The 12,575-nt window shown below is 73.1% G+C and carries 12 protein-coding genes; 5 read left to right on the top strand and 7 right to left on the bottom strand.

Annotated features, from left to right (window positions below; all coding sequences use genetic code 11):
* Positions 1–121 precede the first annotated feature (121 nt).
* Both ACH4MY_RS11455 and ACH4MY_RS11450 read right to left on the bottom strand, forming a co-directional pair.
* Positions 122–2,080: a BTAD domain-containing putative transcriptional regulator gene (locus ACH4MY_RS11455; RefSeq protein WP_398000892.1), complete on the bottom strand. Its 1,959-nt coding sequence runs from the start codon at positions 2,078–2,080 to the stop codon at positions 122–124.
* A gap of 767 nt (positions 2,081–2,847) precedes the next feature.
* Complete coding sequence (locus tag ACH4MY_RS11450; RefSeq protein ID WP_398000890.1) at positions 2,848–2,985, bottom strand: hypothetical protein; 138 nt, start codon at positions 2,983–2,985, stop codon at positions 2,848–2,850.
* Between the two features lie 194 nt (positions 2,986–3,179).
* On the opposite strand from ACH4MY_RS11450, the gene ACH4MY_RS11445 reads away from it, so the two are divergent.
* The 3 genes from ACH4MY_RS11445 to ACH4MY_RS11435 all read left to right on the top strand — a co-directional run bounded on the left by ACH4MY_RS11445 (position 3,180) and on the right by ACH4MY_RS11435 (position 4,987).
* Positions 3,180–3,656, top strand: coding sequence for a hypothetical protein (locus ACH4MY_RS11445; protein ID WP_398000888.1), 477 nt, complete (start codon positions 3,180–3,182; stop codon positions 3,654–3,656).
* A gap of 79 nt (positions 3,657–3,735) precedes the next feature.
* Positions 3,736–4,317, top strand: a complete 582-nt coding sequence (locus ACH4MY_RS11440; protein ID WP_398000886.1) for an RNA polymerase sigma factor — start codon at positions 3,736–3,738, stop codon at positions 4,315–4,317.
* 4 nt (positions 4,318–4,321) lie between these two features.
* Complete coding sequence (locus tag ACH4MY_RS11435; RefSeq protein ID WP_398000883.1) at positions 4,322–4,987, top strand: hypothetical protein; 666 nt, start codon at positions 4,322–4,324, stop codon at positions 4,985–4,987.
* 109 nt (positions 4,988–5,096) lie between these two features.
* Here ACH4MY_RS11435 and ACH4MY_RS11430 read toward each other — a convergent pair whose 3' ends face one another.
* The 5 genes from ACH4MY_RS11430 to ACH4MY_RS11410 all read right to left on the bottom strand — a co-directional run bounded on the left by ACH4MY_RS11430 (position 5,097) and on the right by ACH4MY_RS11410 (position 8,893).
* Positions 5,097–5,489, bottom strand: a complete 393-nt coding sequence (locus ACH4MY_RS11430; RefSeq protein ID WP_398000881.1) for a hypothetical protein — start codon at positions 5,487–5,489, stop codon at positions 5,097–5,099.
* On the bottom strand, positions 5,486–6,163 hold the full coding sequence (locus ACH4MY_RS11425; RefSeq protein ID WP_398000879.1) for a hypothetical protein: 678 nt from the start codon (positions 6,161–6,163) through the stop codon (positions 5,486–5,488). Before ACH4MY_RS11425 ends, ACH4MY_RS11430 begins: the two co-directional genes overlap by 4 nt.
* Positions 6,160–6,981 carry a BTAD domain-containing putative transcriptional regulator gene (locus ACH4MY_RS11420; RefSeq protein ID WP_398000876.1) on the bottom strand — a complete coding sequence of 274 codons (822 nt, stop codon included), beginning with the start codon at positions 6,979–6,981 and terminating at the stop codon, positions 6,160–6,162. Before ACH4MY_RS11420 ends, ACH4MY_RS11425 begins: the two co-directional genes overlap by 4 nt.
* Positions 6,982–7,062: 81 nt before the next feature.
* Positions 7,063–8,136, bottom strand: coding sequence for a ferritin-like protein (locus ACH4MY_RS11415; RefSeq protein WP_398000873.1), 1,074 nt, complete (start codon positions 8,134–8,136; stop codon positions 7,063–7,065).
* Between the two features lie 64 nt (positions 8,137–8,200).
* Entirely contained in the window at positions 8,201–8,893 is a 693-nt protein-coding gene (locus ACH4MY_RS11410; RefSeq protein ID WP_398001656.1) for a BTAD domain-containing putative transcriptional regulator, read from the bottom strand.
* A 154-nt stretch (positions 8,894–9,047) separates the two neighbouring features.
* Here ACH4MY_RS11410 and ACH4MY_RS11405 point away from each other — a divergent pair, with 154 nt between their 5' ends.
* Both ACH4MY_RS11405 and ACH4MY_RS11400 read left to right on the top strand, forming a co-directional pair.
* Complete coding sequence (locus ACH4MY_RS11405) at positions 9,048–10,259, top strand: Gfo/Idh/MocA family protein (protein WP_398000871.1); 1,212 nt, start codon at positions 9,048–9,050, stop codon at positions 10,257–10,259.
* A 244-nt stretch (positions 10,260–10,503) separates the two neighbouring features.
* The gene (locus ACH4MY_RS11400; protein WP_398000869.1) at positions 10,504–12,522 is read left to right on the top strand and encodes a CAP domain-containing protein; all 2,019 of its coding nucleotides are present in this window, start codon (positions 10,504–10,506) and stop codon (positions 12,520–12,522) included.
* Positions 12,523–12,575: the final 53 nt, after the last annotated feature.

Raw genomic sequence — 12,575 nt, 5'->3', positions numbered from 1 at the left:
GGGGGTGGTGCGTGCGCCGAGCCGGTCGGCGTGCGGGGGCCGGGGGTCGGTGCGGGGTCGGGCCGGTGGGCGGTCGGGGTGCGGGGTCGGGCCGGTGGCCGGTGCGGGCGGGGCCCCGCCGTCAGCGCAGAGCGGCCGGCCTCGTAGCGCCCGGCTGCGGGAACTCCCCGTGTCGGGGCGGGCGCAGGAGGGCGGGGGTGTGTCCTGACGCGGAGCCCGCCGCGCGGCGCGCGTGCGCGCGCAGCAGGTCGTGCGTCCAGAAGGCGCCGGGCTGGCCCTCCTCCAGGAGACCCGCGTCGAGGAGCTGCTCGATGACCTGTTCCGCCGTCTCCTCCGGAAGCCCGAGGGCGGCCGCGCCCCGCGCCGTGGTGAGCGCTTCGTGGGGCGAGGCGGCGAGGCGCAGATGCGCTTCGGCGAGCGCCGGCGGGAGCCGTCTCAGGGCCTCGTCCAGCCGTTGCGGCACGGACATCCGGGGGTCGTCGGCGAGGCTGAGCCGGCCGACGGGGTCGTGCCGGAGCCAGGCGGCGTAGTCGGCGAGCCGCAGCCGGGGCCGGGTGAGCAGCCGGGCGGCGGCGATCCGCAGGGCGAGCGGATGATGCCCGCACGCGGCCGCGAGGGGCAGCGCCGCCTCGGGCTCGGCGGCGATCCGTTCCCGGCCGAGGACCGTGGTGAGCAGCGCCTGCGACTGCTCGGGGTCGAGGGCGCCGAGCCGGTGAACGGTGCCGCCGTGCGTGGCGACCAGCGCGGCGAGTCCCCTCCGGCTGGTGACGATCGCGGCACCGCACGGGTACGCGGTCAGCAGGGGGCGTACCTGATCGGGGTGGACGACGTCGTCCAGGACGAGGAGGACACGGCCGCCGCCGGTGCCCGGTCCGCCGGGCAGTGTGCGACGGAGCTGGTCGGCGGCCTCCTCCGCCCCGCGGGGGGTGCCGTCGGGGTGGGTGAGCGGCACCAGGGCGCAGCCGTCCGGAAAGTGACCGCTCACCAGATGGGCGACGTGCAGCGCGAGGGCGGTCTTGCCGATGCCGGGTGCGCCGGAGAGTACGGCGAACGGCGCCCGCTCGGAGCTCACGCCCATGTCGCAGGAGGTCAACAGGCTTGCCAGGGAGTCGACTTCGTGTCTTCGGCCGATGAAACCCGGCACGGTGGGAAGCGTCCCGGACCCCGGTACGGGCGCGGGCACGGGAGCCGCGGGGAGAGCGACCGATGACGGCGGGGGCGTGGTCGGGGACGGCGGGAGCCGGTCGGGTGCCGGAGGGGGCGCGGCCGGGGCCGGTAAGAGGGCGACGGGCGGCGCGGCGAATGCCGGCGCGCCCCGGCTCCCGCGTGTCCCGTCCTCGGGGCCGAGGTCCTCGCCGCGGAGGATCGCCAGCTCCAGCCGCTGGAGTTCGGCCCGCGGATCCACTCCGAGCCGCTCCCGCAGATGACCCTTGACCCTGTGGTACTCCGTCAGGGCCTCGGTCTGCCGTCCCGTTCGGTACAGGGCCACGATCAGCTGCTCCGCGAACCGCTCGTGGGCCGGGTATACGCGCGTAACCTCCCACAGATCAACGAGGGCTTCGCGACATCGGCCGTACTCCAGCTCGATGTCGCAGACCCGCTCCAGGACCCTGAGCCGCTCTTCCGCGAGGCGCGGTACCTCGTCCCGGTGCAGCAGGTCGGAGGGGACGTTGGAGAGCAGGGCTCCCTGCCACAGGGCGAGGGCGGTCCGCAGGGTGTAGAGCTCGGACTCGGCGTCCGACGCGGCGGCCCGCTCGACGAGTCGGCGGAAGTGGAGCAGGTCCAGCGTCTCGGCGTCGGCGTCGACGCGGTACCCGCCGGCCACCGCGACCACGGCCTGGTTCTCGACGCCGTATTTGGCGAAGAGCCGCCGCAGCCGCAGGACACAGCTCTGCAGCGCGGTCTTGGCCGTCGTGGGGTGTTCCTCGCCCCAGACGACGTCGCGCAGCCGGTCGGCGGAGACGATGGAACCCGGGCGGAGGAGCAGCGCGGCGAGGAGCGCCGTCGGCTTGGAGGGCGGGAGCACCACCACGTCCCGCCCGTCGGTGACGCTCAGGGGCCCGAGCAGTTGGAATCGCACCGTCGTGTTCTCGCCTTCCTCGTCCACTCGTGCCGGATGGAGTCGTGCGGCCGTGGCCGGGGGCGAGGTGTCGGGGGCCGGGCGGGTGCAGCGGGCATGGCGAACCACCGGGGGAAGGCAGAGGGGAGGGGCGACGCGCTGGGCGGCTGCGGCCGGGAGGGCGGCCTGGGCGGGGGGTGCGAGCGTGGGGCGACCCCGGTCGGGGGCGAGGTCAGGAGGAAGGTACAGGGGGCGCGCCGGAGAGGGGATGGGGCCTGCGTCCTTCCGGACATCCGCCGTCGCGTGGTTGACGGTCCGGTACACCGCGTGCAGCGCTCCGTGGGGGAGGAGAGGCAGGGGAGACGGTGGTGAGGTCATGGCGCCCTCCGTCCCTTATCCGGAACCGGGGGCGGGAACGAGCCGCCACCACCGGAAGATCGACGAGGAGGTGCACCCGGGGCGAAGAATGGCCGCTTTCCGACCGTCCGGGGTGCGCCACGGTGGCCGGGAGGGGCGGTGCCGCCCCGGACCCGTACCCCTGGGGGGTTTCGCTCGCTCCGGATCGTCGCATGGCGTCCGGCCGTGACCAGCGTGAACGACACGTCTCACCGGAGCGGCCCCCGCGCGAACAGGCGGCGAAGCCAATGAGTTCAGGCCAACAGCGGGCGGGCAGGAGCGGGAAGCGGCCGTCCCGCACGAGAGTCCCCGCGCCCGGCCGACGAGGCGGAGCATGAGGACTCTCTGTGAGGTGCCCGAGGGAGAACCCTCGGCAGCGTTGCCGGCCCGCGTCAGCGGTAGGCGTCGAAGAACGGACGCTCCACCTCGCGCCACGGAGAAGGGGCGGAACTCCCGGTCCACGCCACGATCGGCCATTCCTCCGGGCTCCGCGTCGTGTCGGCCAGCCAGTGGTACGAGGCCTCCGTCACCGACTCCCCCAGAGGAGGAAAGAGATCGAGGGGGCGTCAACCTTATGCGGAATAAGGGTATTTGACGCTTCTTCAGTTATTCGCGAGAAAACCCTGTGATCGGCGTCACGCACTCCGGCCGTGATGAATCCGGGCCCGATTCCGCTTGATCACCCGGCGATACACGCCGTTTCGAAGGGGAAGGGTGATCAGGAATGGACCGCGAAAACCTGACGCTGTCCGCGGCCGACATGGGGCGTCACGCGTCCGCGTTCGTGGAGCGCGCCACCGCGCAGGCACGGCTGCCGCTGGACTACACCGCGGCGAGCCTGCGCCTCGTCGACCGCCTCGTCGACGGGCTGCGGCGGGGCGGCGCCGGACGGGAGGACGTGGCCGGGCCGCTGCTGGGCATCGGCGCCTACGTCGGCGAGGTTCTGGCGCGCGAGGGCGGGGCGGTCTGGGTGGACATCCCCCCGGGGCACCTGCTGTGGACCGTCTTCGACCACCCCGTCGGTTCGCGGATGCCGGACGGCCGGGTGTGGAACCCGCTCGGCCGGACCGTGAACCGCTTCGAGGTCGGACCGCGGGAATCCCTGCAGACCTACTTCCTCACCCTGCACGGACGCAGACCGCCACGCACCCGCAGACGGGGTGTCCGCGCCCCCGACGGACTGGCCGGGGAGCGATGCTGACGGTCTGACAGGATGACGGTAATCCGGTATACGGCGGCGACCGGAGGTTCGCGAAGGTACGGGCTGTGAAGAGGATCGTGTGGACGAGGGGACGGGGCACACGCCCACCACGGCACGCGACGCGGAACTCGGCTCGGCCGTCGCACGGGCCCAGCGGGGCGACGAGGAGGCCTTCGCCCACGCGTACCGCACGGTGTACCCCGGCCTGCTCGGCTATCTGAGGGGCATCGTCGGCGAGGACGCCGAGGATGTCGCCTCCGAGGCCTGGCTGGAGATCGCCCGCGACCTCGGGCGCTTCCGCGGCGACGGAGCCGGCTTCCGCGGCTGGACCGCGACCATAGCCCGGCACCGGGCACTCGACCATCTGCGACGGGTACGGTCCCGCCCCCGCCCCGCCCTGTTCGACCAGGACGTGATCGAACTGCCCGCATCCGCGGACACCGCGGGGGAGGCCCTGGAGACCCTCTCGACGGAGCGGGCCCTCGCGCTCGTCAGGGGACTGCCGCGCGAGCAGGCCGAAGCCGTGCTGCTCCGGGTCGTCGTCGGCCTCGACGGGCCGGCGGCCGCCCGGGTACTGGGCAAGAGACCCGGTGCGGTACGGTCCGCCGCGCACCGGGGCCTGAAACGACTGGCGCGGGAACTCGACGGAAGAGGGAGGTGACGGGATGTCCGACGAGCATCGGCACGAGGCCCTGGAGGAGTCTCTGCGGGCCGCGCTGCGCGGCGGCCGGGCAGTGACGGGCGGCGGAAGGTCCGGGGACACGGCGTGCGGAGAGGCCGAGAGGAACACCCTCGCCGCCTTCCGGGCGGCGCGCGACGCCGGGCTGCACGCGTCCCGTCGCACGCGCCGCCGCGACGACTGGACTCCCGGCGCGGCGCGCCGACTTCGCCGGCGTTCCCTGAGGACGGCCCTCGCCGCGCTCCTCGCGAGCGTGACCCTGGGCGGGGTGGCCATCGCGGCCGTGGACCTCCCCGCCCCCTTCGGGGACGACCCGGTCCCGACCACGCCCGCCCCCGCCACCACCGGGACCACCGCCCCGCCGGGCGCCGGCACGACGCCACCCGGCCCGACTCCCGCACCCGCAACCCCGCCGGAACGGCCCGCGACACACCCGGGCCACGCCGGGAGCGGGGAGCCCACAGCGAAGCACGGGTCCGGAAACGGCCCGAAGAAGGAGCCGCGGCACGGACCCGAACACGGATCGGCGAACGGACTGAAGAAGGGGCTGAAGAACACGGCGAAGAACGCGCCCGAGAAGGGGCCCGAGAAGGGGCCCGAGAAGGGGCCCGAGAACGGGCCGGAGAACGGTGCGGGCCACTCCAAGCCCTGACGCCCTGACGCCCTGACGCCCTGACGCCCTGACACCGTGGCGAGCCCGGCGCCGCGAGGGCGCCGGGGTGATGCCGATGACGTCGTGACCCCCGGGCCGCCCCGCGCGCTCAGGCGGGAGCGAAGAGGTCCTCGGACGTGTCGTGGAGGACGAATCCGTTGTCGAGCCGGACGCGGACCCGTACCGGGATCCGCCCGTCCCGATAGGCGATCCAGGCGGGCTCCAGCGCGCCGACCTGTTCCTCCAGCTGCGTCCTGCTCCCCGGGGGCATCTGATGGCCGAAATCGTCGAGGAGGGACTTGAGCCGCAGGTACTCGCGGACCTCATGGCTCTCCTGCCGGTCGTCGCGCACCTCCTCGACCGTGCCCGAGGTGCCCGCGGCCAGGCTCAGGAACCCCACGACGGCACCGGACTCGCCCGGGGACTCCGCGGCCGCCGTGAGCTGTCCCGCCAGTTCGAGTTCCACCGTCAGCGTGACCCGCTGACCCTCTTTCAGCGTCACCGGCTCCGCACCTCCTCACCGACACGACCCGTGAGGCCCGCGAGGGCGAGGGCCCTGGCGACCGCCGGCAGATCCCGCGGCTCGTGGTCGGGGTCGACGGGGAGCAGCCGTTCCAGCAGGAGCTCAGGGTCCAGCCGGTGCGCCTCGGCGGCGGCCAGCAGGCTGTCCGCGTCCGGCCCGCCGAGGGCGTCGTCGAGATGGTCCGACAGCTCTCCCCGCACCTGGCTCCGGTCGACGAAGCCGCTCATGCCGCAGTCCAGGCCGTCGTCGTCGAGGTCCCCGGGGTACGGCGCACGGGACCAGACCCCGTTCTCGTACCAGTACACGCAGCCCAGTTCGTTGCCCTGGAGCCGGTCGCGGAGCTCGTCGTACGGGAGCCAGTCGGGGCCGCCCGCCAGCATGTCGATCGGCGGCTCGTGCCACTTCACGCCGCTCGACTCGTCCTCGCCGTAGAGCACGAACCTGCCCTCGCCCATCCGGGACATGGTCCACCAGGTGCAGCCGCAGTCGTCGTAGTGGAGCCCCTCGCCGTCGATCCAGCGGCCGGTGCGGTAGCCGCTGGTGCGCTGCTCCTCCGCGGTGGTCGCCCCGATCGCGGCGAGCAGCGCCCAGCGCGCCCAGAGCGCCTCGCCGGAGGGAAGGTCCGCCGGCGTTCCCGGACGGTGAATGGTCATGCGTGCCCCGTGTGTCGTCGTGCGGAGGGTGATCGCGGCAACCCTACGGCCTGCGGCCGCTCCGGCCTCCCGTGACGCCGGTGGCCGACGGCGTGCGCCGGGCCGCCGCCGCTCGACGGGAGCATCCGGGCGAACTGCGGCGACGGCCGGACGCCGAGCTCCTCGTGGAGCAGCCGGCGGAAGGCGCGGTAGTGCCGTACCGCCTCGCTCACGTTGCCCTCCGCGAGATGACCGGAGACGACCGCGCGGTGGGCGCTCTCGCGCAGGGGTTCGCTCCGTACGCTCGTCAGGGCGGCCTCCAGGGCGAGGGCGTGCAGTCCCTCCCGGGCCAGTCGCTGGGCCAGCGCGTCGAGGGCGTGGAGGCGCAACTGCCGCAGCCGTTCCCGTTCGAACACCACCCAGTCCTCGTCCCAGCCGGCCAGCAGCTCGCCCTCGCCGAGCAGCACCGTCGGGACGGGGCCGTTACCCGGCGCCCCCGACGCGCGCACGACACGCAGCGCGGTCTCCGCCAGGACATGGGCGTGCACCGTCACGGTGGACGCCAGCGCGATCGAGTCCCGGCCGCAGACGACGAGGGTCCGGTCGCCCCGGGGCAGCTTGCACAGAGTGCTCCGCAGGCTGCCCCGCGCGTGCTCCTCGGTGGCGTCCGGCCAGAGGCTCTCCGCGAGCACCGTCCGGCTGACACACGAGTGGAGGCCGACCAGGGCCAGCAGACGTCGCGCGTTCACGCACACGTCCACGGCATCGGAGCCGTACATGAGACGGAACCGGCCGAGCAGCTTGAGACAGGGGGGAGAGACTGATTCCGAGCGGTACATCTGCCCTCTCAGAGGGTGTGTACGAGAACGTGGGGAACCCGAGCAGTCATCTCCATCGTACGTCTTCGGGCGCCGCGTGCCTCAGGGAGCCACGTAGCGGAATTCCGGCCCGTAGGTCTTGCCACTGCCGTCGGGAAGCGGCCGCCGCATCAGATCCCGCGCGGGGTCCTGCAGGGTGCCCATCTCGCGCACGGCCGATTTCAGCAGTTGTCTCGCCGTGGTCGGATCGTCCTGCCGCCACGCCTGTTCCAGGAAGCGGAGCATGCCGCTGTAGGAGCGGTTGAACGTGTCGAGGAGTTCTGCCGTCGCGGAATCCGGCGCGGACGGACCGGTGCGCGGCCAGCCCCCAAGAGGAACGACGCCCATGGGGAGGGTGCCGGGCATCGGTATCGCCGCCCCCTGGAAATCCCACGTGCCGGGACAGCCGGGCATCTCGATCAGCCTGCGTCCGTGGAAGAGCTCCAGGAAGGCGTAGTAGTGGGCGAGCTCACCGTCCTCCGCCGGGTGCGGATTCTCGGGCGACGCCGACGTGCCCTCGCCCTGTTCCTTGATGACGGCGACGGCCGACTCGACGGTGGCCGGTGAGTCGAGGGCCACGAGGCTGTTCCCGGAACCGTGATGAGCCATGTTCCGCGTCAGCTGCCGGGCGCCGGTGATCATTTCAGGGTGGGCCCGGAAGGCGTCCAGAATCGCCGAGTAGAACGCCCCGATCGACGTGTACGTGACCTTGGCCTCCACGATCGGGTCGTCCGGCTCCTCGATGCGCGCGTACATCTTCAGGGAGTCCTTCGTCAGCCCGCCGAGGAACACGGAGAGTTCGGGCCGCACGCCGCCCGGCAGCGGACCCGGGTACGCCGGCACCACCGCCGCGTCGGCGAGCACGGGGACACCGCCGATCGTGGTGAGCAGATTGCACGCCAGGCCGAGATGCGACATCTCGTCGAAGACGATCGCGTGCAGGGTGTCGAAGGCCTGACCGTCCCCGCCGGTGTCGTCGATCGACCACATGCCGCACAGATACGGGGGGAGGGTGGCGAGTTCCAGCAGAATCGCCTGCTGCACCGCGTCCCGCGACCAGTCGACGTCGCGACGTTCCGCGGGCAGGTCCATCAGTTCGACGATCCGGTTGCTCCGGTCGGACAGAAGCGGGTTCACCACATGACTCCCTTCGGACGAGTCCCCTCCACCTTGAGCGTGGACATCGTGCGTCACCCCACCGTCATCGCCGCGACCGGGACATCATCCGGGCGAAGCCGGCGGACGGCTCGGCGCCGAGTTCCGCGCGCAACAGACGCCGAAACGCCTGGTAGTGCCGGAGCGCCTCGATCAGATTGCCCTCGGCGAGATGCGCGGAGACCACTGTCCGGTGGGGGCTCTCGCGGAGGGGTTCGATGCGGATGCTCGCCAGCGCGGCTTCGAGGCCGAGGGCCGGCACACCCTGCCGCACCAACCGCTCCGAGAGCGTGTCGAGGGCCCGCAGCCGAAGGTGGCGCAGCCATTCCCGTTCGAGGACGACCCAGCCGTCGTCCCAGTCGGGAAGGAGGTCTCCGCGGTTCAGCAGTCCCATCAGGACGGGGTCGTCGCGGAGGGGCCCCTGGGCCCGCACGACACCGAGCGCGGTTTCCGCGAGCGCGTGGGCGTCCACATGCACGCCCTCGGCGACGGCGACCGAGTCCGCGGTGCAGCGAAGCAGCGTGTGATCGTCCCGGGTCAGCTTCCAGAGAGCCGTGCGCAGGCTGCCCCGCGCACGTGTCTCGGGGACGTCCGGCCAGAGGGTCTCCGCGACGACCGAGCGACAGACCTGCCGCCGCAGTCCGACGAAGGCCAGGAGACGCTGCGCGCTTCCGCAGAGGGGGACGGGCTCTCCGTGGAATTCGAGCCGGAACCGACCGAGCAGCCGCACGTGGGACATCTCCACCGCTATCACCCAGCACCCATGGTAGGTCGGAGGACCGCCCGCGGCTCGCCGATCGCCGGACGGAAGGGGGCACGAAAGGGGAGGATCGGGCGGGGGGCCGCCCGCCGCTCCGTACACGTGCTGCATCACCGCTCGGAAGGGAACGACCATGCCCGACCTCCGCCTCGGCGTCCTCGGCTACGGACTGCGCGGCTCGCTCGCCCGTACGGCGCACCGCCCCGGCGCCGGATCACGGGTCACCGCCCTCGCGGACCCCGACGCCCGGGCCCGTGCGGACGCGGCCCCGGCCTTTCCCGACGCACGGATCTCCGCCGACCACCGCCGGGTCGTCGAGGATCCCGACATCGACGCCGTCCTCGTCCTCACCCCCGACCACACCCACGCCGACCTGGCCCGCGAGGCCCTGAAAGCGGGCAGGCCCGTCTTCGTCGAGAAGCCCCTCGCCGTCGACATCGACAGCTGCGACAGCGTCCTGCGCACCGCCTACGAGACGGGCACCCGCCTCTACGTCGGACACAACATGCGCCACATGCCCGTGGTGCGGCTGATGCGGGACATCATCCGACGGGGCGAGATCGGCACGGTCAAGACGATCTGGGTCCGCCACTTCGTCGGCTACGGCGGCGACTGGTACTTCAAGGACTGGCACGCCGAACAGCGCTGCACCAACGGACTGCTGCTCCAGAAGGCCGCCCACGACATCGACGTCCTGCACTGGCTCGCCGACGGGTACACCCAGCGGGTGCAGGCGCTCGGCGACCTCATGGTCTACGGCGACAACCCGCACCGCCGCGCCCCCGGCGCACCCAAGACGGACGACTGGTACACGAAGGACGGCCACTGGCCGCCGCACACCCAGCGCGGGCTCAACCCGGTGATCGACGTCGAGGACGTCTCCCTGGTCAACATGCGCCTGGACAACGGCGTACTGGCCGCCTACCAGCAGTGCCATTTCACCCCCGACTACTGGCGCAACTACACCGTCATCGGCGACGCCGGCCGTCTGGAGAACTTCGGCGACGGCCCCGGCGCGGCGGTCAGGGTGTGGAACTCCCGCCGCTCGGGCTACCGGGCCGAGCCGGACGCCGAGTACCTCGTACCCACCCTTGAGGACAACGCCGGACACGGCGGCGCGGACCCCCTCCTCATCGACGAGTTCGTCCGCTTCGCCCGCGAAGGCGGCCGCACCGACACCTCGCCCGTGGCCGCCCGGATGTCCGTGGCGGCGGGTGTCCGCGCGACCGAATCCCTGCGTACGGGCGGCACGCCGCACGCGGTGCCGCCCCTCGACCCGGAGCTGGCCGCGTACTTCGCGCGCGGCCAGACCGGCCGCCGAGAAGCACGGCCGGGGCGCCGATGACGGCGTAGCGAAGCCGTTGTCAGACCCGTTCCCCAGGCTCGGCCCATGAGCGTCTCTCTATTGCTCCGCACGCCGGACGACACCCCTGACCGCTGCCGAGCCGGCCGCCCTCTGACCTGTCCGCCGAGCACGCGCACCTCGGGTGCGTGACCCACATCACTTTCATCGTTCTCGGCTTTCCGTTATCGACCGCGCGCATCAGGCTCTCCCAAGCGCAAACATCTCCAAGGACGGGACGGTCGGCGTGCGGCAGAGCACAGGAATCGAGCGGGACACAGAGCTGGTCCTGGCGGCACGGAACGGTGACCCCTGGGCGCGGGACCAGTTGGTCGCCGCCCACCTGCCCCTGATCCACACCACCGTGGCACTCGCCATGAACGGCCGCCACGGTGTCGAGCACGTCGAGCACGTCGTACGGGAGACGATGGCGCGCGCCCTCGACGGCCTGCCCACCCTGACCGACCCCGGAGTGTTCCGCACCTGGCTGGTCGCGATCGCCGTGGACGGGATACGTCGGCACCGGCACGCGCAGCCGGCCGGCTACACGTCCGGGGACGCCATGACCGCCGGGTCCCCGCAGGCGACGGGGCACGCGTACGAGATCACCGAGGCGGCCCGCTGGCTCGACCCGGACGACGGCGAACTGCTGGCCCTGTGGTCGTTGGAGTGCTCGGGCGAACTGTCCCGCTACGAGACGGCGGCCGCGTTGCGGTGGCCGGCCGAGGAGACGGCGGCCCGGTTCGAGGGGGTACGGGCCCGGCTCGACGCCGCGCGGGTCGTGGCCGGCGCCCTGGACGGGGGGAACCCGTCCTGCCGCTCGCTCGGACAGCAGGCGGCGGGCTGGGACGGCCGTCCCTCCGCCCCGTGGCGCGATCACCTGGCCCACCACACCCTCGGCTGCGCGCACTGCTCCGCGCGCTGGAACGGACTGGTCCCGGCGGAGGTGCTCCTGGCGGTCACGTCGCCCGAGGCTTCGGCCCAGGCGGCGGAGCCCTCGTGGGGGTCCGTCACGCCGACGCCCGCGCCCCCGTACACCACCGGCCGGCGCGGCATGTACATACCCGCCCAGCCCGGCGCCCCGGAGCCGTACGAGACCACCGGTCACTCGGACGCGTACGCGCCTTCCGGTCACTCGGACCCGTACGAGACTTCCGCTCACTCGGACGCGTACGAGACTTCCGGTCACTCGGACCCGTACGCGACCTCCGACCCCTCGGACCCGTACCGCACGTCCGACCCCACCGAGATGCTCGACGCCGTCGCGCCGGCCACGTACGCCCCGGCGGCAGACATGACGGAGCCGTACCTGCTGGCCGGAGCGTCGTCGGATCACGCCCGCCCCCACATGTCCCGGCACGCTCCCGCCTCCCCGGCGCCCGGACGGCACGGCTCCCGCGCCGCCCTTCGGCGCCGGCGCCAGACGCAGGAGCGGGGCCGGCGTCGGGCCGTCATCGCTGCCGGGGTCGTGGTCATGGCGGTGACGGGTGGGGCGTTCTCGCTGCACGCGGGCCGAGGTGGGGACGACGAGAGCCTCGAAGCGAGCCGTCTGACGGCCCCCGGCCTGGACCTGCCCCTCGCCCACGACCCGTCCACCCACTCCGGGTCCCCGTCGGCGGCGCCGACGGACCCCACCGCCTCACCCGCTGCCTCCAAGTCCGCCGCCGCACGTGCCTCCGCGTCGGCGTCGCCCGGCGCGCGGGCCACCACCGCGAAGCCCCGCCCGGCCCGCACCACCGCGCCCGCCCGGGTGAAGACGACCCCGCCCCGCACCACCGCGCCCACGCAGGGCCCGCCGTCGACCGGTACGGGCAACGGGAACAACGGCGGCACGGGTTCGGACACCGGCTCGGGTACGGGCGCCGGACCGCAGAACGACCAGGGCCAGAGCTCCGCCGTCGACCAGGTCATCGCTCTGGTCAACGCGGAGCGGGCCAAGGCGGGCTGCGGCCCGCTGACCGCCAACGCGACCCTGACGAGGGCGGCCCAGGGCCACTCCGACGACATGGCCGCGCGCGACTTCTTCGACCACACCAACCCCGACGGCGCCGGTCCCGGGGAGCGGGTGACGGCCGCCGGATACCCGTGGTCGACCTACGGCGAGAACATCGCCATGGGGCAGAGCAGCCCCGAACAGGTCATGGAGTCGTGGATGAACAGCCCGGGCCACCGCGCGAACATCCTCAACTGCTCCTTCAAGGAGATCGGCGTCGGCATCCACTCCGAGGGCGGCCCCTACTGGACCCAGGTCTTCGGCGCCCGCTGACCCCGCCGCCCGACCGTTCCACCGCCCCACCACACTGCCCCGCCGCCATGGCG

It is taken from the genome of Streptomyces sp. NPDC017246 (assembly GCF_044331325.1).
GTDB lineage: Bacteria > Actinomycetota > Actinomycetes > Streptomycetales > Streptomycetaceae > Streptomyces.
This window is presented reverse-complemented; position numbering and strand designations above follow the sequence as displayed.

Bases quoted from the DNA above. Each gene is read 5' to 3' on its own strand.
- ACH4MY_RS11445 (WP_398000888.1), top strand. From the start codon at position 3,180: ATGGACCGCGAAAACCTGACGCTGTCCGCGGCCGACATGGGGCGTCAC.
- ACH4MY_RS11425 (WP_398000879.1), bottom strand. From the start codon at position 6,163: ATGACCATTCACCGTCCGGGAACGCCGGCGGACCTTCCCTCCGGCGAG.
- ACH4MY_RS11420 (WP_398000876.1), bottom strand. From the start codon at position 6,981: ATGTACCGCTCGGAATCAGTCTCTCCCCCCTGTCTCAAGCTGCTCGGC.
- ACH4MY_RS11405 (WP_398000871.1), top strand. From the start codon at position 9,048: ATGCCCGACCTCCGCCTCGGCGTCCTCGGCTACGGACTGCGCGGCTCG.
- ACH4MY_RS11435 (WP_398000883.1), top strand. From the start codon at position 4,322: ATGTCCGACGAGCATCGGCACGAGGCCCTGGAGGAGTCTCTGCGGGCC.
- ACH4MY_RS11410 (WP_398001656.1), bottom strand. From the start codon at position 8,893: ATGTCCCACGTGCGGCTGCTCGGTCGGTTCCGGCTCGAATTCCACGGA.